The following is a 21662-nucleotide window of genomic DNA, read 5'->3' as shown; positions in this document are numbered from 1 at the left end:
TGGGGTTACTGGGGCAGCAGCTTCTTGATCCGGTCCGCGGCGGCCTGAGCGTCGGCGACGACCTTCGCGGTGTCGAGACCGACAACGCGGCCTTCGCGCTTGAGAGCGCGTCCGTCGACGAAGACCCATGAGACGTTCGCGGGCTGGGTGTTGAAGACCAGCTGGTTCACCCAGTCGACCTTCGGCGCGAAGTTGACCGCCTGAGCGTCGACCAGCTGCAGATCCGCCCTCTTGCCCGGCGTCAGCGAGCCGATCTCCTTGTCCATCCCGAGCGCTTCCGCGCCGCCGAGGGTCGCCATGCGCAGGACGTCGGCCGTGGTCGGATAGACCGCCGGATCCGTCGCGATCGCCCGCTGGAGGCCGACGGCCGCGCGCATCACGTTGAACATGTCGCTCGTGTCGTTGGTGCCGCCGTCGAGACCGAGCCCGACCTTCATGTTCCGCTTCTTCATCTCCGGCAGCCGGATCACGCCCGACGCGAGCCGCATGTTCGACAGCGGGTTGTGCGCCACGCTGACACCCGCGGCCGCGAGTTCGTCGAGGTCGGCGTCGGTGGTCTGGATGACGTGGTTCGCCACCAACCCTGGGTGCAGCGCGTTCGCCCGCCGGAGGGCGTCCATCTGGCCCGCGGTCAGATCGGCCTTCGCTTCGAGCAGGTGGACGTTCAGCGAGACGCCGAGTTCGCGCGCGAGCTTCTCCGAAGCGTCGACACTCGGGAAGTTCCCCGTGGACGGATGCGTGCCGATCTGCAGGCGGGCCAACGGGTTCGGGTCGATGACCTCGCGCTTCACGCGGCGGATCTCGTTCTGCAGCGCGGGATCGGTGGTCCCGTTGTAGGAGTAGAGGAACCGCAGTTTCGACTCTCCGAGCGCGCGGAGGCCGCCCTTGGCGAAGTCGGTGTTGAACGCGTGCGACCAGTCGGTGACCGTGGTGATGCCGGTCGAGACGACGTCGGCGGCCGCGAGCTTCGTGCCCGCGTACGCGTCCGCGTCGGTCACGGGGGCGCGGTACAGCGGGATGACGCATTTGCCGAGCCAGCCGATGAGTTCCTTGTCGGCCGCGCAGCCGCGGATGAGCGACTGCCACAGGTGGTTGTGCAGGTCGACGAAGCCGGGCAGCACGATCTTGCCGCGACCGTCGACGACCCGGGCGTTGCCCGCCTCCAGGTCCTTGCCGACCTGTTTGATCTTGGTGCCCTCCAGCACGACGTCGGCGTCGGCGAGGGCGCCGAGCGGTCCTTCGCCGAGGCTCGGGTCCATCGTGAGCACCATCGAGGCGTCGCGGATGACGACCCGGCCGGCACCGGTGAATTCCGCGTCGCTCCCGGCTCGGGTGTTTTCGCCGCCGAGGCCGACGAGCAAGGCGGCGCCGAGCGCCACGGCGAGAGTGAGGGTGAAGACGGACAGGATGGATCCGCGTTGTTTCATCGTTTCAACTCCCCAGTCGAAAAAGATCACGTTAGCCCACCTGGCACGGATCTTCCGACAGTCGGGCGCACGATGCCTTCGTTCTTGCTGGGGTCCGTCCAGCGGCACCATGGCGGCCCGGATTTCGACTATGAATCGAGCGACCGCGTTGCCGATCCGCGAGGAGTGCCCCATGCCCCACATCGCGCTCGACGAGAACCTGCCTGGTATCACCGCCCTGTTCGCCTACCGGCCGGAGACGGCGGCACCGCTCGGACAACTCGCCGAGGTCCTGCTTCGCGGCCCGAGCAGCCTGAGTGTGGGCGAGCGCGAGCTGATCGGCGCGGTCGTCTCACGCGGCAACGACTGCACGTTCTGCTCACGCAGTCACGCCGCCGTCGCCGCCGAAGCGCTCGAAGGCGGTCTGTCTGTCGTCGAGGCGGCATGGAAAGACGTCGACGGCGCTCCCGTGTCGGCGAAGATGAAGGCGCTCCTGCACGTCGCGCTCGCTGTCCGCGAGGGCGGGAAGTCCGTGAGCGAAGACCTGATCGCGGCCGCCCGCGCGGAGGACGCGACGGACCTCGAAATCCACGACACGGTGCTGATCGCGGCCGCCTTCTGCCTGTTCAACCGCTATGTCGACGGGCTCGGGACCCCCGCCCCGGACGACCAGGACGCCTATCAGGACACGGGGATCCGCCTTCTCGAGGAGGGCTACACCCGCCTCTGAAAAGAGCAAGGGACCTTTGCTACCGCTTGCCCCACCGAGAGCGATAGCAAAGGTCCCCTGCTCTCTCCTCAGACCCGCGCGGCTCGGCGGACGAGTGCCGCGATGCGGGCCGAGACCTCTTGCGCCCGTTCCTGCGGGAGCATGTGCCCCGCGCCGGGGTAACGCACGAATTCGGCCTCCGGCAGCGCGTCGGCGATGACCTTGGCGTGCGTCGTCGGGCACAGCCTGTCCCGCTCCCCCGAAAGCACGATCACCGGTTTCCCCGACAACGCGGCGAGCGTGACACGGCAGTCGTGCCGCGAAATCGCGTCCTGGAATCCCGCGACGCTCGCCGGATGCGCACACAACAACTGTTCGGCGACCGAGTCCAGGTCCGCCCGCTGCGGCCGCCGTCCGAAGACGAGCAGGCGCGCACCCGGGCGCACCACCGACAGCGGCAACGGCAAGGCGTCCCGGCGGTTCTTCGCGAGCAGCTTCGCGAGCCGGCGTTCGAACCTCGCCGCGCCGCTGCCCGCGATCCCCGGCAAGCCGAGGGTGATCCGGTCCATCTCACCGGACGACGTGGCGACGAACGCGACCCCGGCGACGCGCCGGGCCACGAGTTCGGGGTGGCTGCGGGACAGTTCCATGATCGTCATGCCGCCCATGGAGTGCCCCGCCAGCACGATCGGACCGTCCGGGACGCGGTCTTCGATCAATTCGGCGAGATCGTCGGCGAGGGTCTGGATCGTGGCCGTCCCCGGTTTCGCCGGTGCGGAACCGCCGTGCCCGCGCAGGTCGTAGCGCAGGATCCGGCCGGAATCGCCGAGCCGGGCCACCACGCTGTCCCAGGTCCGGTGGTCCTGTGTCCAGCCGTGCACGAGCACCAGCGTGAGTTCGGAGTCGGCGGGGCCGCTCGTCTCGACGTGCAGGGCGGTGCCGTCGGCGGTCACGAACCGGTGTTCCCGCGACGGATCCCAGGAGACGGCGCCGCGCTGCTTGACGCTCCTCATCGCTTCCCCGGCAGCAGGAAGGACTTGCGCCAGAAGTACATACCGGGTTTGCCGATCAGACCGGATTCCTGCAGGAACGGCATGATCTTCTCGCCCGCCCACTGGACGCTTCCCTGCCAGTTCGGGTTGTTCAGCGCGGCCTCGACGCCGTCACGCGGCCGGATGCCGACGGCCTTGTAGACGTTCGGGTTGATGAAGGCCCGCGTCACGAAGTACGAAATGAGCGCGATGATGAACTGCTGGTAGACGATTTCCTTCTTCGTCAGCTTCGCCATCCCGCGAGTGACCTCTTCGCGGGCGAAGGTGACGTGCCGGGCTTCTTCGAGCACGTGGATCCGGTTGACCATGCGCACCAGCGGCTGGATGTCCGGGTCGTTCATCTGCTCGCGCTGAAGCCGGTCGAGGACCTCTTCGGCGACGAGGATCGCGCCGTAGCGCGCGGGGCCGTAGCTGATCGACGGCATCAGTTTCGCCAGGCGTCGCAACCACGGCACGGGGCCGTAGGACGGGCAGCCGATCCGCGACGCCATCCGCGCGAACATCGTCGAGTGACGGCATTCGTCCGCGATCTCGGTCAGCGCGTACTGCGCGTGCGAACTGGTCGGGTCTTCGTCGTAGACCTCCTTGAGCAGCATCTGCATCAGGAGGATCTCGAACCACAGCCCGGTCGTGGCGACACTCGCGACCTCGTGTTTGCCGAGCTCGATGCGCTGCTCTTCGGACAGTGAGTCCCACAGTTCGGTGCCGTAGAGCGAGGAACGGTGGGCGGGGATGTAGCGCTTCCCGTCCACGAGAGGAGCGTTCCAGTCGATGTCGACGTCGGGGTCGTAGAACTTGTTTGCGGAGGACTTGAGCAGCCGCTCGGCCGTCTTCTCCCGGTCTGTTTCCTTCAGCGCCCGCGTCATTGCCGACACACCCCTATCTGTAACTCGCGGTAACAGTTACCTCTGGTAGCATGACTTGGGTGATCGAACGTGTCAAGCGCAACAGCAAGCAGTCGAGCAAGCACCCCACGGCGGGTGAGGCCGACACGGGCGACGCTCGTCGCGACCGCTGGCGCAAGCACCGGATCGCGCGCCGCGCGGAATTCGTCGAGGCCGCCCTGCGCGCGCTCGACACGCACGGACCGGACCTCGGCATGGAGGACGTCGCCGCCGAAGCGGGCGTCACGAAACCCGTGCTGTACAGGCACTTCGACGACAAGGCCGATCTGTACGTCGCGCTCGGGCAGCGCGGCACGGAGATCCTCTTCCAGCGGCTGATCCCGGCGATCAACTCCGAACTGGCCCCGGTCCCCCGGATCCGGATGGCGCTCGACGCGTTCTTCAGCGTCATCGAGGAGCACCCCAACCTGTACCGCTTGCTCGCCCGCGGCGGCCTGCAGGAGAAGGTGCTCGTCAAATCGGACGTCGTCGCCGAGGACAAGGAACTGATCGCCACCGCGCTCACCGCGCTGCTCGGCGACTACATGCGGATGTTCAACATGGACTCCGGCGCCGCGGAACCGTGGGCGCACGGCATCGTCGGCATGGTCCAGAGCACCGGCGAATGGTGGCTGGACAGGCGCTCGATGGGCCGCGACAGCGTCGTCGAGTACCTGACGCAGATCATCTGGGCCGCGATCGACGGCCTCTCCCGGCAGCAGGGCATCGTCATCGACCCGAATCTGCCGCTCGAAGAGAACAAGGTCGTCCAGATGCGGAAGACCGAGGAAAAGCAGGTGGAGGGGCAATGAGCGAACACGACGAAGACGGCTACGCCGGCGAAGCGGTCCTCGTGATCGACGGGACCGAAATCGCGACCACGGTCGACCTGCGGGGCTATTTCCAGCCCATCGACGGGTACTACCGCTGGTACGGGCGTGTGGCGACCAACGAGCAGGTGTCCGCAGCCGCCGGTGGCAAGAAGACCGCCGTCGAGATCCGCGCGGGCGAGTACAGCGCGAAGGGCGAACTCTCCGACCCGGACCCGTGGGACCGCTACCGCATCATGGGCACCAGCACGCCGCCGTTCCACGTGCCGACCAGCCTCGAAGAGCTGAACGAGCTCAACGCCTGACGCCCGCTCCTCCAAAGTCCGTGAAGGCCTCCTTGAGGGACCCTGAGTCCCTCAAGGAGGCCTTCACGGACTTGCGGCCGCCCCGCGACAGCAAGGGACCTTTGCTCACGTTAGTTAGTGCGCTAACTAACGTGAGCAAAGGTCCCTTGCTCTCTTTTCGCAGCTCAGCACGCCAGCACAGGTTGCGAAAGCCACTTTCGCAACCTTGAGCGTTGCGAAAGTGGCTTTCGCAACGCGCCGCCACCCCAGGAGCGCGTGAAGGCCCCCTTCCTTGCGCCTGGCGCAAGGAAGGGGGCCTTCACGTACAACAGGCGGGTAAGCACAGGTACCGCTTCGGTGCCTTGCAGCTCAGCCGCGCCGTTGAGCGGGCACCCGAGCGGCGTCGAACAGGTATTTCGGCCAGCTCGACAGCTTGTTCATCGCCCATTCCAGCGGCCCGCGCCCGATGAACTTCCGCCACAGCACCGCGGCGGTCAGCGCGACCACCGAGAACTCGACGAAGTGCAGCACGCTGAAGATCGAATCGCCGTCGCTCTCGTCCCACAGCAGCGCGATCGCCACGAAATGCAGCACGTACGCGCTCAGCACCCGCCCGCCCAGATCCGAAAGCGGCCGCAGCACGCGCTCGAACCTCGGCATCAGCAGCTGGCAGCCACCGATCACCGCGGCCGCGATCCCGATCGAGATCAGCAGGTCGAACGGCGTGTACGAGGTCCCTGTCGGCAGCAGCTCCCAGGCCCAGCTGGTGGTCGGCGGCGTGCCGTGGATCCAGGTCTGGTGCAGCCGGAAGAACTCCGGTGGCGACATCCCCATCTGCGCGGCGGCCGGTTCCAGTGAGCGGTACACGGCCTGCATGCCGCCGAGCGGTCCGGTCGCGATCCAGGACACGACGTACCCACCCACCGCGAGCGCCGACCCGCCGAAGAACAGCCGTCGGCACACACTGCGCGAGGTCAGGTCCATCCGACCGAGGGACATCCCGGCGAACACGTACGCCATCAGCGTCAACGCGGGGAAGGTCCCGGTCAGGACGAGGACTGTCGCGGCCTTGAGCAGCCCCGTCGACGTGACGTCGTCCGCGGTCAGGTCCGGTGCGAAGAACAGGAGGTCGCGGGGCAGCAGCTGGGCCCTGACCAGGTGAGAGAACAGCGGGGCGGCCACGGCGACGGCGACCGCGGCGATCGCCAGGGTCTTCGCGCTCGCGCGCAGCCACGGGATCGCGAAGAGGAAACAGGCCCCGTAGTAGGCCAGGATCACCATGTAGCCGGTCTCGAGGCTGGTCAGCCACAGCCCCAGCACCACCAGAAGCGGTGCGCGGGTCGCCAGCTTCAGCGCGACACGGGTCCGGTCGCGGCCCAGTTTCGGGCGGCGCCCGCCGGACATCAGTGCGATCGAGACTCCGGCCAGCACCGCGAACAGCGCCGCGGAATGGCCTTCGAACGGTTTGAACAGCACCCCGACGCCGCCTTTGGCGGGATCGGGGCCGACATGCACCGCGTACATGCCGAGTACGGCCAGGCCGCGGGCGACGTCGATACCGGTCAGCCGCCCCGCGGCCCGTTTGCCTTGTCCGGGAACAGTGCGCGCGCCGTCGACCAGCGCGCGGTCCATCACAGTGACGCCGTCCACCTCATTTCTCGGCTAGCCCCCTGCCGTCCCCGCCATAGCGTGACGATCAAATCTGAGAGCTGGCTGAGACGCAGCGGTGACGCCACTGTGACATCCGACTACAACCCGATCGGGTTAGCCACCAACAGCGAAGCCGACCTTGCGAACATCCGACGGCGCGATCTCGACGTAGGCGATCCGGTCGGTGGGCACGATGTACTTGCGGCCCTTTTCGTCGTCGAGGCGGAAGATCCCGTCGCCGGCCCTCAAGGCGTTCGCGACCAGTTCCTCGACCTCGTCGGGTGACTGGCTGCTGGACACCACGAGCTCTCGCGGCGTGTCCTTGATGCCGATCTTGACCTCCACGTGGGACCTCCGCTTGAAAGTTCGTGAATTACTGGTTCGTCAAGGCTAGCCGAAGAGACCTCAGCCGAGCCCCAGCACCTGCATGCGCTTGGTGTGCCCCTGCTGCAACCGGCGGAACAGCGCGGCGATTCCCGAGAGGTCGCCCGACCCTTCGACGATCAGCTCGGCCAGCCCGTCCCGCTCGGCGACCACGTACTGGGCCTGCGTCAACGCCTCGCCCAGCAGACGGCGGCCCCACAGCGCGAGCTTGTCCCGCGCCTTCGGATCGGCCACGATCCCGGCCGCGACTTCGCGTTCGGCGAACGCCGAATGTCCCGTGTCGGCGAGCACGGTGAGCACCAGATCCTTGGTCTCGAGGTCGAGCCAGCTGGCCATCTCGCGGTAGAGGTCCGCCGCGAGCCCGTCGCCGACGTACGCCTTCACCAGGGACTCGAGCCACGACCGCGGCGCCGTGGAGGCGTGCCACGCGTCGATGTGCCCGACGAACGGCCGCATCGCGTCTTCGATCGCGACGCCGTGCCCCGCGAGGTGCTTGGTGAGCAGGTCGTAGTGCCCGATCTCGGCGGCCGCCATGGAGGCCAGCGCGGCCCGGCCGGACAGCGTCGGCGCGGTGCGCGCGTCCTCGGCCATACGATCGAATGCGGACAATTCCCCATAGGCGAGTACGCCGAGCAAATCGACTACGCCTTCACTGATCTGCTTTGCCTCCGTCACGGCGATGAGGGTATCGCCGAACACACCTCCGACGTCGTGAAGAGACCGATCCCACCCTGGTCGGCGCGCCGGGGACTTCCCCAAAAGCGCAGACCAGGTACACTGGCGGCCGGAAACGACGGATCTTCCGTCCGGACCGGAGCGCTGCTGCGGCTGAAGGACAGTCGGCGCGGCACCGGTCAGCACAAAGAATGATGTGCGTGCACGCCATCCTGCGGCATTCCCACGAAGGGCCGCTTCAGCGCCAGTAGCGCGGAGCCGAGCGAATTTTCGTGGTCGAGTGTCGATCGGTGACCAGGGCAGTGCGCGCTGGTCACGAGAGAGGCGAGCACCCTGACCACGAACGAAATCACCACCGAAGAGAACACCACCACGAGCGTCCCGGAGGCCGTCGCGCTGGAGCACAGCGAGACAGGCCCGGCCGCGCTCGACACGTCGCACCCGCTGCAGGCGGGCGCGCCGGTGGAGCCCGAATCCCCTACTTTCGCTTCCTTCGGCGTCAAGCCGGAGATCGTGAAGGCCCTCGGCGAGGCCGGGATCGAGCGCACCTTCGCCATCCAGGCGCTGACGCTGCCGCTGGCCATGGCCGGCGACGACCTGATCGGCCAGGCCCGCACGGGTATGGGCAAGACGCTGGGCTTCGGCGTCCCGCTGCTGCACCGCGTCGAGGTCCCGGGCGACGGCACCCCGCAGGTGCTGGTCGTCGTGCCGACCCGTGAGCTGTGCATCCAGGTCGCGAACGACCTCAAGGGCGCGGGCAAGCACCTCGGCATCCGCACGCTGGCCATCTACGGCGGGCGTCCGTACGAGCCGCAGATCGCGGCGCTCCGCAACGGCGTCGACGTCGTCATCGGCACGCCCGGCCGCCTGCTGGACCTGGCCGAGCAGAAGCACCTGGTGCTGGGCAAGGTCCGCGGCCTGGTGCTGGACGAGGCCGACGAGATGCTCGACCTGGGCTTCCTGCCCGACATCGAGCGCATCCTGCGGATGGTCCCGGACAAGCGGCAGACGATGCTGTTCTCGGCGACCATGCCGGGCCCGATCATCACGCTGGCCCGCACGTTCCTGACCCAGCCGACGCATATCCGCGCCGAGGAGAACGACGCCGGCGCGATCCACGAGCGCACCACCCAGTTCGTCTACCGGGCGCACTCGATGGACAAGCCCGAGCTGATCGCCCGCGCGCTGCAGGCCGAGGGCCGCGGCCTGACGATGATCTTCACCCGCACCAAGCGCACCGCGCAGAAGGTCGCCGACGAGCTCGTCGAGCGTGGCTTCGCCGCCGCCGCCGTGCACGGTGACCTCGGCCAGGGCGCCCGCGAGCAGGCGCTGCGCGCGTTCCGCTCCGGCAAGGTCGACGTGCTGGTCGCCACCGATGTCGCCGCCCGCGGTATCGACATCGACGACGTCACGCACGTGATCAACTACCAGACGCCGGAGGACGAAAAGACCTACGTCCACCGGATCGGCCGCACCGGCCGCGCCGGGCGCACCGGTGTCGCGATCACCCTCGTCGACTGGGACGAGGAGCCGCGCTGGAAGATGATCTCGGACATCCTCGGGCTGGACATGCCCGAGCCCGCCGAGACGTACTCGTCGTCGAAGCACCTGTTCTCCGACCTCGGCATCCCCGAGGGCACCACCGGGCGTCTCCCGCTGTCGAAGCGGACCCGCGCCGGGCTTTCGGCCGAGGTCGAGGAAGACCTGGGCGGCAAGCGCCGGGGTCGTGGCCAGGGCCCGGCGAAGGACAAGGACGAAGAGGCCCCCCGCAAGCGCAACCGCACGCCGCGCAAGCGGACCCGCGGTGGAGCCGAGTCGGCCGCCAAGATCGAGGCGGCGGACGCCGCCGCGGCTGCCGCGGAAGGCACCGAGGGCGAAAGCTCGTCGGACGGCCGCACCCGCACACGCCGCCGCAGCCGTAGCGCCGCGAAGCCGAGCCCGGAGGCCAGCGGTCCCGCGGTCGAGAAGGAGGCAGGCGACAGCGCCGAGCGTCCGGCTCGCCGACGCCGCCGTCGCCGTCCCTCGGCGACTTCTGATACACCTGCGTCGGCAGACTGAGCTTTCATACTGCGGACGTGGGGAGCTAGGGGCACGTGAGCGAACGCTGGGACGCCGCGCCGGAGAACGATCCGGCGCGGCCCGTGCCCGTCGATCCCGAACAGACGACGAACGGCAGTGAGCCGGAAACCTCGGCCACGATCGGCACCGAAGACGTGCTGGACGCCCAACCCGTCCAGCCGGAGGCCACCGAGCCACCGCTGGGCGGGAAACGCGCCCGGCGCTCGCCGTGGAACCGCACACGGGATCGTGTGCTCGCCGCGGCGATCGTGGTGGTCGTCGCGGTCACCGGCGTCGTCCTCGGCGTGAACAGCGACAACGCGGCGACGGTCGCGCAGGTCGCCGCCACCCTGCCGCCCGGGCTCCCGCCCGCGCCGTCGGAGGTACCCGGCTCCCTGACCGAACTGTGGCAGGCGCCGAGTTCGTCGACGCCCGTCCCGATCGGTGAGGCCAACAGCGTCGTCACCGCCGACAAGGGCGAAGTGCTCGGCCGAGACCCGTACACCGGCGACGTCCGGTGGCGTTACTCGCGTGATCTCGAGCTGTGCACCGTCGCGCTCGCCGGGATCAAGGTGGACGCGGTGTACCGCAAGGAAACCGGCTGCAGCGAGGTCACCCAGCTCGACACGGGGACCGGACGCCGCACCGCGCAGCGCAACGGCGACGCCGAACTCGGCACCCGGCTGGTCGTCGATGGTTCGCACATCACCACGACAGGCAAGAAGCTGCTCAACACGTGGCGAGACGACCTGGTCAAGAGCATGGAGTACGGCCAGGTCCCCGCCATGGTGAACGCGAACAAGCAGCCGAGGACGGGCTGCACCTACGGCACGGTGGCCGCCGCGGCGGGCAAGATCGGCGTGATCGAACGCTGCCCCGGCGACCCGGCCGACCGCTTCACCGTCTACCGCGCGAGCAACGACGAAGCCGACGACCCCAAGGTCGACTACAGCACCGTGCTCGCCGGGAAGAACGCGAAAGTCGTCGCGATGTCCGGCGATCTCGCACTGATCGTGCTGCCCGAACAGAAACTGCTGGTCATCTACGGCGGCGACGGCGTGCAGAAGTCCGCGTACCCGCTCGACGTGCCCGCCGCGGACATCGCACAGGATCCGGTGGGCGGCGTCATGACGATCGCGTGGACCGCGCAGGGCGTCTACTGGTTCAGCGGCTCGAAGACCATGGCGTTCTCGCGAGACGACCTCACACCGCGCTGGACGCTGAACAGCTCTGTCGGCCCCGGCGTGACCTTCGGGGAGCAGCTGGTCGTGCCGATCCAGGGCGGGCTAGCCGTACTCGACGAGCTGACAGGCACCACGATCCGCACGGTCGGCGTCGACAGGCGCGGCTACAACGGCCCGGTGCAGCTCGCTTCGGTCGGGCCGGTGCTGCTGGAGCAGCGCGGTCCCACGCTGGCCGCCCTCAAGTGACCGCCAGGCGATAGCAAAGGTCCCTTGCTATCGCCCGGCGTCATCGCGTCGTCGAGGTCTTGGCACTACGCAGGCGGCCGATTTCCTTCCAGCACCAGTTGCCCGTCTCGCCGGACAGTGTGCCGGTGGCGGTGCGGCTTCGCCCTTCCACGCTCAGCGTGACGTCCACGTTGTACTCGGTCTCGGAGACCTTCGTGACCCCGCCGAGCGTGGCGTTCGAGACGTCGCTGACTCGCTCGATGGCCTGTTCGACGTCCTTTTCCGCGTTCCCGCACTTGATCGCCGTCAACGCTGTCCGGTCGTGGGCGTTGATGCCGTCGACGATCGCCTGCGCGGTCGCTTCGGGGCCTTTCGCTTTGTCGGCCTTGTCATCGCCGAGGAAGAACCCGGGAGCGACGAACCCGGTGACACCCAGCGTCACCAGCACCACGACACCGGCGGCGATGCCCACCAGCAGACCGGTCTTGCTGTTCTTCGGTGGCGCGGGCGGCCCACCGAAGCCCTGCCCGTACTGCTGGTTCTGGCCATAGGGCTGCTGCTGGCCGTAGCCGTGGTGCTGTTGGGAGTACTGCTGCTGCGGGTACGCGCCGCTCTGGTCGTAACCGCCCTGCTGGTACTGCTGTTCCGGGTACTGCTGCCCGTCATGGCCGTACTGGGGCTGTCCTGGCTGGGGTGGGTAGGTCATAACGGTGCCCTTCGTCCTCGCTGTGCGGCGGCGTGTTCGTCTACGACGCGCCCAGTGAGTTCAAAGTTTCGCCGTGCCGGATCCGTTTTCCTGGCGGATGGCAGTTTCCTGCCGTCAGTTCCACCAGAACAGGCTCAACGCGGCCGTCACGCTCACCACGACGCCGAGACCCGCGAAGCCCGCGACGCGGCCATTACGGCCATCGGCGACCCGTTGCGCCAGCAAGGCGACGACCGCCGCGACCGGATGCCCGATCAGCAGCAGCGGCCCCGGCCCGGGGGATCCGGTGAACAGGCAGATCCCGGCGATCGCGAGGACGCACACCGCGAGCACGACCATCCCGGCCGCGAGCGAACCGGTCAGCCCGCGCCAGAACCGGCCTCGTGCGGGCGTCTTGGCCTCGTCCGTGCCCACGGGCAGCGGCGTGGTCGCGAGCTCTTCGGTGTCCGGTGACGACACGTCCTCGCCTGTCCAATCGTCGGGTTTCGAGAATCTAGGGCGCCAGCAGCTCCCACGGCTGAGACGCGGGGCCTGCCTCCTGGCCGGCCGCGCAGCTGGGCCGGAAGTCGCACCATGAGCAGCGGCGGCCCGGGCGCGCCGGGAAGAGGACGTCCTCGTCGCCGCCGGCATTCAGGGTATCCGTTGCCAGCCGCAGGTCCCCGGCGGTCTCGTCGGCGCGTTGGAGATGCCGTTTGAGGCTCTGCTCGGTGTGCTCGGCGGCCGCGATCGTGCCGGTGGGCACGTGGTGCAGCTCGACCTGGTAGCACGGCGTCCGCAGCGTCCTGGCCGCCGCGACCGCGTACAGCGCCAAGGCCTGCGAAGAGCGCGCCTCGTACTCGTCCGGCTCTCGACGGCCGGTCTTGTAGTCGATGATCACCAGTTCCCGGCCGCGCTGGTCGATGCGGTCGGCGCGGCCCTCGATGATGAGGCTGGGCCCGCTGCCCGGCTCGAGCGTGACGGGCGCCGAAACCCACCGCTCCAGCCCGACCGGATCGACGCTGACGTCGTTGTGCTCGACGTACTCCGCCACCCATCCCTTGGCGCGGGCGCGATACCGGGCGGCCTGGTCGGAGTCTTCGAACCCGGCGTCCTTCCAGTGTTCGGCGACGAGCGCCATCGCCCGCTGCGGCACGCGTTTGATCACCGGCAGGTCGAACAACGCCCGCAAAGCGTTGTGCACCACCGCGCCGAGCGTGCTGTGCGCCCATGCCCCGGTGCGTGTCGGGGACGGGCGGTCGAGATACGACATGCGGTAGCGGCGCGGGCAGTCTTCGAACGTCGCGAGGCGCGCGGGCGAGACCTTCGTCAGCTTGCGCGGCGCCTCGACGCCGAAGTCGAAACCAATCTGCTCCATCGGATCACCCCGCCCGCAACGCTACGCACCCCCACCGACACTTTTCGAGGGCATCCCCGCCGAAGAGAGCAAGGGACCTTTGCTATCGCCCGGCGGTCAGGTGCCGGGGCAGGGGGCTGAAGGGGCCCATACCCGCATCCGACGCGGTGAAGGAGCTTTCGTCGCGTGGCATGAGGGGAAGGGCCCCTTCAGCCCCCCGCCCGGTCAGTTCCCGACGATGAAGCCCTTCACCGAGTTCGCCACCAGCTCGACCGCGATCGCGGCCAGCAGCAGACCGGCGATCTTCGCCAGCAGCGTGATCCCGCTTTCCTTGATCAGCCGGATGACCACGCCCGAGTACCGCATGCACAGGTACAGCACGAAGTGCACCGTCACGATCGAAAGCGCGAGAGCCACGTACGCGCCGACGTGCCCATCGGCCTGCCGCACGAAGACGATGGTCGCGGCGATCGCGCCGGGTCCGGCGAGCAGCGGCGTCCCGAGCGGCACGAGCGCGACGTTGACGTCGTCGCCCGCCGCCTCGGACTCGCCGCCGGTCTTCCCGGTCAGCAGCTGCAACGCGATGAGCAGCAGCAACAGCCCGCCCGCGCCCTGCAACGCCGGGATCCCGATGCCGAGGTACGACAGGATCGCCTGCCCCGCGACGGCGAACAGCGAGATCACCAGCAGCGAGACGAGCACCGCCTGCCGCGCGGCCTTGGCGCGGAAAGCCACCGGTTTGCGGCCGGTCAGGCTCAGGAACACCGGCACCGTGCCGGGTGGGTCCATGATGACGATCAGCGTGATCGTCGCGCTCATGAACAGGCGCGCGTCGAAGAAGTCCGTGATCGTCACCGGGTCACGACCTCGTACCCGGTCGACCGCGCGACGAGCTCTTCGAGCGCGAGCGGGTCGGTGGTCTCGTCGCCGAGATCGATGGTCTTGTTCGTGCCGTGGTAGTCGCTCGACCCGGTGCGCACGAGGCCCAGCTCCCCCGCCAGCCCGTGCAACCGGACGCGGGTCTCCTCGTCGTGGTTCGGGTGGTCGACCTCGACGCCGGTGAGCCCGTGCGCGGCCAGCCCGGCGAGCACGTCGACGGTGATGGTCGCGCCGCGCGTGTAGGCGAAGGGATGCGCGATGACGGTGACCCCGCCCGCGTCGGCGATCATGTCGATCGCGTCCTCGACGAGCGTGTCCTGCCGCGCCACGAAGTACCCGCTGCCGTTGCCGAGGTAGCTCCCGAAGGCCTCGTTCACCGACGCGACGACTCCGGCGCGCACCAAGGCCTGCGCGAGATGCGGCCGTCCGGCCGAACCGTCCTCCGGCAGCAGCGACATGATCTCGTCGGGATCGACCGGCAGGCCGTCGGCGGCCATCCGCTCGGCCATCACGCGCAGCCGCCACCGTCGCTCCGACCGCAGCCTGGTCTGCTCGGCGACGAGCGCCGGCGACTCCGGGTCGAAGAGGTAGGCGAGCAGGTGGACGCTGACGTGCCGCCCGGTCACCGGATCGACGGAGATCGTGGACAGCTCGGCGCCGGGCACCAGGGAGAGCCCCGGCGGGAGTGCCTCGGCGGCCGGGGCCCAGCCGGCCGTGGTGTCGTGATCGGTGATCGCGACTACGTCGAGGCCCGCCTTCGCGGCGGCGGCGACCAGCCCGGCAGGGCTGTCGGTACCGTCGGAGGCGGTGGAGTGGGCGTGCAGGTCGATGCGCATCGACTGTATTGTCTATCGCGCTGTTCAGAGCCGCGCTGCCAGGGCGCGGCCGGGTGACCTGCGTTGCAGCTGACGACGACGGCGCCCTGCCATCGCGCCCCTGAGGCCTGGCGGCCGAAAGGCGCGCGACCCCAAAAGATCAAAAGACCTGGGTCACCACGGGGCCGAGTCGGGACCTGCGCTAACCGACCTTCTTCTTGCCGCGCGCCGCACGCTGCGCCTTGATCATCGAAAAGCGCTCGGCCTGCTTCTGCTTGTCGCCGAACACGAGCTCGGAGATCGTGTCGTAGAACTCTTCCGGCTTGGGCAGGTAGTCGATGCGGTTCAGCGCCTGGATCTGACCGGCCGACTCGACCACCATCGTCCCGTAGCCGAAGATCCGGCCGGTCGCCGAACGCTCGTAGGTGAGGTCGGTGACCTTGGTGATGGGCATCATCAGCACCTTGGTGGTGTAGACGCCGGTGGTCATCACGAACCGTTTGTCCGTGACGACCAGCCGCTCGACCCACCACTCCATCACCACGTACGCGAAGCGCAGGATGACGAGCAACGCGGCGTACCAGAGAATGTTCTGGATCACCCACGCGGCGGGCGGCAGCAGGTAGGACACCAGGACGCAGATGGCCAGCAAGGCCACCGCCTCGAAGGTGTCCCACAGCAGCACCGCCCAGTGACGGCGAATCCTGATGACCCGCCGCTCGGTGTCGAGGAGATACTCGTCTGGATCGCGTGGGGCGAACATACCGATAGAGTATCCGCTCCTCCGCTAGCTGAAGACGTTGCTGACGAAGGTGATCACCGATTCGGCCGAGTCACGCAGGAATCCGATGATGTTTCCCACGAGGCCCGCGGCCTGACCTGGCTGCGCGATCACGAAGAACAGCACCAACGCGATTCCTGCGAAAGTGAGTAGCTTTTTCGCGTTCACGGCGATCAATCCTGTCTCTTACGGTGACTGACTGCGGATACTGGCTATTCATTTTGTACCGCACCTTCCACCGGCGCGGGAGGGAAGTCCCGCGCTTGGGTCAGCCGGCGAGGGGAAGTGTACCGTACGGCTACTCTCCGTGTACAGGACAGCCATTGTCAGGAAGCCCGTGTCTACCATTCGGGAATGAACACCGTTTCGAACAGCACCGTCCGCTGTGTCGGCGGCATCGTCCACGACGAACTCGGGCGGATTCTGCTGATCCGGCGCGCGAATGAACCCGGACGTGGACTGTGGTCGGTCCCCGGCGGGCGGGTCGAACCAGGCGAAACGGACGAAGCGGCCGTCATTCGCGAGATGCGCGAAGAGACCGGACTGGACGTGATGCCGGGCACATACGTCGGCAACGCCCGCCGCGGCCCGTATGACATCCACGACTACGCCTGCTCGGTCACCGGCGGCACTCTCCGTGCCGGGGACGACGCCGACGACGCGCGGTGGATCGACGCCGAAACCTTGATCGAACTCGACAAAGGCGGCCGGTTGGCCGAACTCCTGTTCGTCACTCTCCGCGACTGGGGTGTGTTGCCCACCGCAAATGCCTCACCTTCATGACAACTGCCGTGTCCGATTCGGCGAATAACGCGCGGATAAAGCAGCGCGTGAGGTGAAAATTATCCTCGTCGATGCTTTGCCGACATCCGGATGGGCCGAAAGGCTAAACAGCGAGCCAGGTCATCCGCTGCCCGTGCGGAGCCGTCCTGGCCAGCGCGCGGACGTCCGGATCGCCGCCGTCCCAGCGGACGAGCCCGAGCACGGCCTGATCCGCCGGCTCGGCCAAATCGGTGCGGCCGGGCACCAGGGGCTCCAGCGCGGCGGCGTAGAACTCCTCGCTGACCCACCACAGCGGCCTGTCCGCGGCGAGTTTCTTCAGCGCCTCGAGGAAGTCCGCCCGCCGCTCCCCCAGGTACGCCAGCACGTGGCTGGTCAGCACCACGAGCGGGACGTCGGCGGGCAGCGTGGCGGCCGCCGAGGCGAGGTCTTCGACGGCGTCGCCGGTGATCAGCTCCGGTCGCTGCTTGGCCTGCGCGGCCGCTGCCGTGCGCAGGAGCCGGATCCGGTCCGGCTGGTCGGCCCAGACGCAGGCTTCGAGCCAGGCCAGTTCGTCCTCGTCGGTCAGGTCCACCGGGGCGCGGTCGAGGCCGGCGCGAGCGGTGACCGTCAGCTTCTTCGGCACCTTCGGCGTGACGGCGCCGGGCGCGAGATCCAGCGCGCAGTGCAGGCCGACGGCGGCCTTCGCCGGTCCGGCGGTGAGCTGTTCGCCGCCGTCGCACTGGTAGCGGTAGGCGAATTTGTCCAGACCGAGGAGCAGCCCGGCGCTGCAGCCGACCTCCAGCAGCGCGATCTTGCCGCCCGCCTCCTTGGCCGCCGCCGTCACCGCGGGATAGAGCAGCGCGGCACGGCGGACCTCGTTGGTCTGCGTGTACCGCGAGGAGATGATCGCGCGCGCCTTGTCCGCCCGTTCCAGCAGGAACGAGCGGAACAGCGGCCACGTCTCCGAGTCCACGCCGTCGAAACCGCCGACGGACGGGTAGTAGCGCGAGAGCGGGTGGATCGGGTCGGCCTGGATGAGCCGGTGCGCTGTCGCCAGGAGCAGCGTGCCGCGCGCTTCACCGCCACGGGCGTCGGTGAGCAGGCCTGCGACTTCGTCGTCCTCGGACGCCTTCGCCGCCAGGTGCTCGTACAGCGGCGAAACACCGGCCGCCTCGACCGTCGCGAACTTCCGCAAGCGGCTCTTGATCTCATCCAGCCCGATGGGCATCGACGCGCTCCCTCTCCGGTTCCTGACAGCCGTTATTCGTGCGGCACGGGACGACCGGGCTGCTCGCCGCCCCTGGCGTCACCGTAGGACCGCTTCGGCACCATCACCTTGCGACGGAACACACACACGATCGTGCCGTCCTGCTTGTAACCGCGGGTCTCGACGTAGACGACGCCTCGATCGTCCTTCGACTTCGACGGCGTCTTGTCCAAAACCTCGGTCTCGCCGTAGATGGTGTCACCGTGGAAGGTCGGCTTCACGTGTTTGAGCGATTCGACCTCGAGGTTCGCGATCGCCTTGCCGGACACGTCCGGCACCGACATCCCCAGCAACAGCGAGTAGACGTAGTTGCCGACCACGACGTTCTTGCCGAAGTCGGTGGTCTCCCCGGCGTAGTGCGCGTCGAGGTGCAGCGGATGGTGGTTCATGGTGATGAGACAGAACAGGTGGTCGTCGTACTCGGTGACCGTTTTGCCCGGCCAGTGCTTGTAGACCGCGCCGACCTCGAACTCTTCGTAATAGCGACCGAACTGCACCCATTCCTCCTGCACGAGTAACGCGGCGTGAGCCTGGGACGACAGGCTTTCGTGTTGAGGAGTACCCTCGACCATTGGTGTCGGGTCGTCAACGCGACCCACACCACTGCGTAACCGTCCGTCGAGCCGAAGGAGGTGAGGAACCCGATGTCCAGTGGCGATAGTCCGCTTCCTAGTAGTCGCAGCGTTTCCGCCTTCACATCTCGCCGGATCCCCACCTGGCAGGGCTGACGAAACCGGGAACGCTGGCCTCGCCGAGCGGCCCCCCGACCGCTTGGCCCGTCGTCTTCGCGCATCAACGCACGACGTCTGCCCAGGAGATCCCATGCCTGCCATTCCCTCGCTCGGCGGCCTTCGCGGCCGGAGCAACGGCCGCGCCAAAGGTGCCCCCGAGCGCCCGCTGCCCGTCCCCCTTTCGGCGTACGTCGTCGACTGCGCGGTGTATGTGGAAGGCAAGCGCCTGCCCGGCCGCTGGTCGCATTCCGAGGCGATCAAAGAGGTGCGCAAGCGGCACGCCGGGTTCGTCTGGATCGGCCTGCACGAGCCCGACGCCGTCCAGATCCAGGGTGTCGCGGAGACCTTCGGCCTGCACGAACTGGCCGTCGAGGACGCGCTCGAAGCACACCAGCGGCCCAAGCTCGAGCGCTACGACGACACGCTGTTCATGGTGCTGAAGACGGTGCGTTACGTCGAGCACGAGTCACCCGCGACGGCGAACGAGATCGTCGAGACCGGCGAACTGATGGCGTTCCTCGGCCGCGACTTCGTGATCACCGTCCGGCACGGGAACCACTCGGGGCTCGCCCGGCTGCGCCGTGAACTCGACCAGGACCCGGAGCGGCTCGCCCTCGGGCCGTCCGCGGTGCTGCACGCGATCGCGGACCACGTCGTCGACCACTATCTCGACGTCACCACCGCGATCGAGTCGGACATCGACGAAATGGAGACGCACGTCTTCGCGCCGCGCTCCAAGGTGAGCGCCGAACAGATCTACTTCATGAAGCGCGAGGTACTGGAGCTGCGCCGCGCTGTCATGCCTCTCGGCACCCCGCTGCAGCGCCTGGCCGAGGGCTACACGCGGCTGATCCCGGACGAGGTCCGCTCCTACTTCCGCGACGTCTCCGACCACCTCACCACGGTCGCGGAGCGCGTCGCGAACTTCGACGAGCTGCTGACCACCCTGGTGGACGCGACGCTGGCGAAGATCACGCTCCAGCAGAACACCGACATGCGCAAGATCACCGCGTGGGCGGCGATCATCGCGGTCCCGACGGCGCTGGCCGGTATCTACGGGATGAACTTCGACTACATGCCGGAGCTGCATTGGCGCTTCGGCTACCCGCTGGCGATGACGATCATCTTCGGCGTGTGCATCCTGCTCTACCGAATATTCCGGAAGAACCGCTGGCTCTGACCACTCTTCCCCCTTCGGTAGTTCTGGAGTTCCCTCATGCCAAGGATCCTGACCAACCTCAAGTTCTGGGCACTGGCCTTCTGCGTCGTCTGGCTGGGCATCGTGATCGCGATCATCGCCAAGGACCCCGCGTTCGCGCACGGCACCAAGTAGCGCCTCCGGCATTACGCTGGAGCGCATGAAGGCGCTGGTCGTCGCGGACGAGGTCGAGGAGCGATTGTGGACTTCCGCTGTCCACGGTCACCGGGCCGACCTCGTGATCGGTGCCGGTGACCTGCCGTACGACTATCTCGAGTTCCTGGCGAGCGCGCTCGACGTGCCGTGCGTCTTCGTCCCGGGCAACCACGATCCCGATCTGTCCGGCTACACCCGCTACGGCGGGCTGTCCATGAAGGACGGCTTTCCCGCGGTGTGGCCGGGCCCGGCGGGCGGGGTGAACGCGGATGGCCGGATCGTCGACATCGGCGGGCTCCGGTTCGCCGGGCTCGGCGGTTCGGTCCGCTACAACGACGGCCCGAACCAGTGGACGCAACGCCAGCAGGCGCGGCGGGCCCGGCGGCTGGTGCGCCGGGCGCGGTTCCGCCGCTGGCGGGACGGGCGGGACGTCGACGTCCTGCTCACCCACGCGCCGCCGCGGCACTGCGGCGACCGCGAGGATCCGCCGCATCGCGGTTTCGACTGTCTCCATCGCACGATCGAGTCACTTCGGCCGAAATGGTTGCTGCACGGGCACATCCACCCGCACGGTGAACCCGTGCCGGACCGGGTGGTCGGCGGGACGACGGTACGCAACGTGGTCGGGCACCGGATCATGGAGTTCTTATGAAGGACACCGGTTTTCCCAGGGCGGACGCCGAGGCCGACTTCCTCCGCGCGCGACGCCGACAGGTGTTGTCGCGGCTGGCGAACTGGCTGCGCGGCGAGCCCGACGACGTCAACATCATGCTGCCGTTCCACGAGGTGGTGGACGCGCTCGGCTACCTCGGCGAGCGGCGGATCGGGGCGCGGGTGATCCGGCTCGATTCGATCGTCGGCAGCGTCGACAGGGGCCGCGACTTCGACCGCCGCTTCCGCCCGACGTCCGGCCGCGTCCGCGAACGCTGGGAACGGCTGGCGCTCGCGACCAGGCGCGGCGAGTCGATTCCGCCGATCGAGGTGTACCGCGTCGGCGAACTGCATTTCATCATCGACGGGCACCACCGCGTTTCGGTCTCGCACGCGATGGGACTGTCCACAATAGAGGCGACGGTCACCGAAGTGCGGACCAAACTGGACCCGAGCGGGATCCGGTACCGCGGCGACCTGATCGTCAAGGACTACCGGCGGCTGTTCCTCGAGCGCGTCCCGCTTTCCGGGCACTCGCGGGCTTCGGTGGTGTTCACGGATCCGTGGGACTACGCGCGGCTCGGTGAGCACGTGGAGGCGTGGGGTTTCCGGCTGATGCAGGACGAAGGCCGCTACTCGGACCGCGCGACGCTGGCGCAGCGGTGGTTCGACGAGGAATTCGTCCCGGTGGTGGAGATGCTGCGGCAAGCGGATCTGATCGGCGACCGCACCGACGCCGAGGCGTATCTGTGGGTGGCGTGCGAGCGGTACCGGCTGATCAGGACGCACCGGTGGGACGACGAGGTCTTCGAGGCCGTGCGGTCGCGGTCCCGCTGACACGCTCCGCGCGTGTTATGAACGGATCGTTCATAACAAATTCTGTTATGAACGATCCGTTCATAACATCGGGCGCGTCGGTGACGTGGGACCGCACTCACGTGATCGAAGGCGGATCTCGCGTGATCAGCGGCGGAAGACACGAGTGCGGCATCCAGTCACGCGAGTCACGTGCCTGATCACGCGAGTCACGCCTTCGCTCACG

The 21662-nt window shown here is 68.1% G+C and carries 24 protein-coding genes; 9 read left to right on the top strand and 15 right to left on the bottom strand.

Translation table 11 applies throughout. The features are described from left to right. Nucleotides 1-5: 5 nt before the first annotated feature. On the bottom strand, nucleotides 6-1427 hold the full coding sequence (locus tag HDA45_RS26580) for an amidohydrolase family protein (RefSeq protein ID WP_184899749.1): 1422 nt from the start codon (nucleotides 1425-1427) through the stop codon (nucleotides 6-8). A 172-nt stretch (nucleotides 1428-1599) separates the two neighbouring features. Between HDA45_RS26580 and HDA45_RS26575 the strand changes: the two genes are divergently transcribed. Next, the gene (locus HDA45_RS26575; RefSeq protein ID WP_184899741.1) at nucleotides 1600-2136 is read left to right on the top strand and encodes a carboxymuconolactone decarboxylase family protein; all 537 of its coding nucleotides are present in this window, start codon (nucleotides 1600-1602) and stop codon (nucleotides 2134-2136) included. 68 nt (nucleotides 2137-2204) lie between these two features. On the opposite strand, the gene HDA45_RS26570 is transcribed toward HDA45_RS26575, so the two are convergent. Then, nucleotides 2205-3128, bottom strand: coding sequence for an alpha/beta fold hydrolase (locus tag HDA45_RS26570; RefSeq protein ID WP_184899733.1), 924 nt, complete (start codon nucleotides 3126-3128; stop codon nucleotides 2205-2207). Further along, nucleotides 3125-4033, bottom strand: coding sequence for an AurF N-oxygenase family protein (locus HDA45_RS26565; protein ID WP_184899731.1), 909 nt, complete (start codon nucleotides 4031-4033; stop codon nucleotides 3125-3127). The genes HDA45_RS26570 and HDA45_RS26565 overlap by 4 nt, the downstream gene beginning before the upstream one ends. Nucleotides 4034-4083: 50 nt before the next feature. Here HDA45_RS26565 and HDA45_RS26560 point away from each other — a divergent pair, with 50 nt between their 5' ends. Both HDA45_RS26560 and HDA45_RS26555 read left to right on the top strand, forming a co-directional pair. Beyond that, nucleotides 4084-4863 carry a TetR/AcrR family transcriptional regulator gene (locus HDA45_RS26560; RefSeq protein ID WP_181777028.1) on the top strand — a complete coding sequence of 260 codons (780 nt, stop codon included), beginning with the start codon at nucleotides 4084-4086 and terminating at the stop codon, nucleotides 4861-4863. After that, entirely contained in the window at nucleotides 4860-5186 is a 327-nt protein-coding gene (locus HDA45_RS26555; RefSeq protein ID WP_016331491.1) for a DUF4873 domain-containing protein, read from the top strand. The genes HDA45_RS26560 and HDA45_RS26555 overlap by 4 nt, the downstream gene beginning before the upstream one ends. Before the next feature lie 348 nt (nucleotides 5187-5534). On the opposite strand, the gene HDA45_RS26550 is transcribed toward HDA45_RS26555, so the two are convergent. The 3 genes from HDA45_RS26550 to HDA45_RS26540 form a co-directional block, all read right to left on the bottom strand. Further along, complete coding sequence (locus tag HDA45_RS26550; protein WP_184899729.1) at nucleotides 5535-6815, bottom strand: heparan-alpha-glucosaminide N-acetyltransferase domain-containing protein; 1281 nt, start codon at nucleotides 6813-6815, stop codon at nucleotides 5535-5537. A gap of 114 nt (nucleotides 6816-6929) precedes the next feature. Then, complete coding sequence (locus tag HDA45_RS26545; RefSeq protein ID WP_005167610.1) at nucleotides 6930-7160, bottom strand: DUF3107 domain-containing protein; 231 nt, start codon at nucleotides 7158-7160, stop codon at nucleotides 6930-6932. Nucleotides 7161-7220: 60 nt separating this feature from the next. Then, the gene (locus tag HDA45_RS26540; RefSeq protein WP_184899727.1) at nucleotides 7221-7874 is read right to left on the bottom strand and encodes a ferritin-like fold-containing protein; all 654 of its coding nucleotides are present in this window, start codon (nucleotides 7872-7874) and stop codon (nucleotides 7221-7223) included. 462 nt (nucleotides 7875-8336) lie between these two features. Here HDA45_RS26540 and HDA45_RS26535 point away from each other — a divergent pair, with 462 nt between their 5' ends. Then, nucleotides 8337-9932 (top strand): DEAD/DEAH box helicase, encoded by a 1596-nt coding sequence (locus tag HDA45_RS26535; RefSeq protein ID WP_184899725.1) that lies wholly within the window; start codon nucleotides 8337-8339, stop codon nucleotides 9930-9932. Nucleotides 9933-9967: 35 nt separating this feature from the next. Then, on the top strand, nucleotides 9968-11362 hold the full coding sequence (locus HDA45_RS26530) for an Rv3212 family protein (RefSeq protein ID WP_184899723.1): 1395 nt from the start codon (nucleotides 9968-9970) through the stop codon (nucleotides 11360-11362). Between the two features lie 40 nt (nucleotides 11363-11402). Here HDA45_RS26530 and HDA45_RS26525 read toward each other — a convergent pair whose 3' ends face one another. The 7 genes from HDA45_RS26525 to HDA45_RS26495 form a co-directional block, all read right to left on the bottom strand. Further along, nucleotides 11403-12047: a hypothetical protein gene (locus HDA45_RS26525; RefSeq protein WP_184899721.1), complete on the bottom strand. Its 645-nt coding sequence runs from the start codon at nucleotides 12045-12047 to the stop codon at nucleotides 11403-11405. A gap of 114 nt (nucleotides 12048-12161) precedes the next feature. Next, entirely contained in the window at nucleotides 12162-12506 is a 345-nt protein-coding gene (locus HDA45_RS26520) for a hypothetical protein (RefSeq protein WP_184899719.1), read from the bottom strand. Between the two features lie 34 nt (nucleotides 12507-12540). Continuing rightward, complete coding sequence (locus HDA45_RS26515; protein WP_184899717.1) at nucleotides 12541-13401, bottom strand: RecB family exonuclease; 861 nt, start codon at nucleotides 13399-13401, stop codon at nucleotides 12541-12543. Nucleotides 13402-13605: 204 nt separating this feature from the next. Then, nucleotides 13606-14235: a MarC family protein gene (locus HDA45_RS26510; RefSeq protein ID WP_184899715.1), complete on the bottom strand. Its 630-nt coding sequence runs from the start codon at nucleotides 14233-14235 to the stop codon at nucleotides 13606-13608. After that, entirely contained in the window at nucleotides 14232-15095 is an 864-nt protein-coding gene (locus HDA45_RS26505) for a PHP domain-containing protein (RefSeq protein ID WP_184899713.1), read from the bottom strand. Before HDA45_RS26505 ends, HDA45_RS26510 begins: the two co-directional genes overlap by 4 nt. A gap of 181 nt (nucleotides 15096-15276) precedes the next feature. Beyond that, nucleotides 15277-15837 (bottom strand): PH domain-containing protein, encoded by a 561-nt coding sequence (locus HDA45_RS26500; protein WP_101612506.1) that lies wholly within the window; start codon nucleotides 15835-15837, stop codon nucleotides 15277-15279. 24 nt (nucleotides 15838-15861) lie between these two features. After that, nucleotides 15862-16023, bottom strand: a complete 162-nt coding sequence (locus HDA45_RS26495) for a hypothetical protein (protein WP_005167589.1) — start codon at nucleotides 16021-16023, stop codon at nucleotides 15862-15864. A 186-nt stretch (nucleotides 16024-16209) separates the two neighbouring features. Here HDA45_RS26495 and HDA45_RS26490 point away from each other — a divergent pair, with 186 nt between their 5' ends. After that, nucleotides 16210-16638, top strand: a complete 429-nt coding sequence (locus tag HDA45_RS26490) for an NUDIX hydrolase (RefSeq protein WP_184899711.1) — start codon at nucleotides 16210-16212, stop codon at nucleotides 16636-16638. Nucleotides 16639-16741: 103 nt separating this feature from the next. On the opposite strand, the gene HDA45_RS26485 is transcribed toward HDA45_RS26490, so the two are convergent. Next, nucleotides 16742-17845, bottom strand: a complete 1104-nt coding sequence (locus tag HDA45_RS26485) for a DUF2332 domain-containing protein (RefSeq protein ID WP_184899709.1) — start codon at nucleotides 17843-17845, stop codon at nucleotides 16742-16744. Between the two features lie 32 nt (nucleotides 17846-17877). After that, a complete protein-coding gene (locus HDA45_RS26480; protein WP_246480796.1) occupies nucleotides 17878-18456 on the bottom strand; it encodes a MaoC family dehydratase in 579 nt (192 codons plus the stop codon). A 250-nt stretch (nucleotides 18457-18706) separates the two neighbouring features. On the opposite strand from HDA45_RS26480, the gene corA reads away from it, so the two are divergent. The 3 genes from corA to HDA45_RS26465 all read left to right on the top strand — a co-directional run bounded on the left by corA (nucleotide 18707) and on the right by HDA45_RS26465 (nucleotide 21457). Next, nucleotides 18707-19795: a magnesium/cobalt transporter CorA gene (gene corA, locus HDA45_RS26475; RefSeq protein WP_184899707.1), complete on the top strand. Its 1089-nt coding sequence runs from the start codon at nucleotides 18707-18709 to the stop codon at nucleotides 19793-19795. 178 nt (nucleotides 19796-19973) lie between these two features. Further along, nucleotides 19974-20621, top strand: coding sequence for a metallophosphoesterase family protein (locus HDA45_RS26470; protein WP_184899705.1), 648 nt, complete (start codon nucleotides 19974-19976; stop codon nucleotides 20619-20621). Beyond that, a complete protein-coding gene (locus HDA45_RS26465) occupies nucleotides 20618-21457 on the top strand; it encodes a ParB N-terminal domain-containing protein (RefSeq protein WP_184899703.1) in 840 nt (279 codons plus the stop codon). Before HDA45_RS26470 ends, HDA45_RS26465 begins: the two co-directional genes overlap by 4 nt. Nucleotides 21458-21662 lie beyond the last annotated feature (205 nt).

The sequence above is a fragment of the Amycolatopsis umgeniensis genome (assembly GCF_014205155.1).
Classification (GTDB): Bacteria; Actinomycetota; Actinomycetes; order Mycobacteriales; family Pseudonocardiaceae; genus Amycolatopsis; species Amycolatopsis umgeniensis.
Note: the sequence above shows the minus strand (reverse complement) of the source record. Positions and strands in the feature narration are given on the sequence as shown.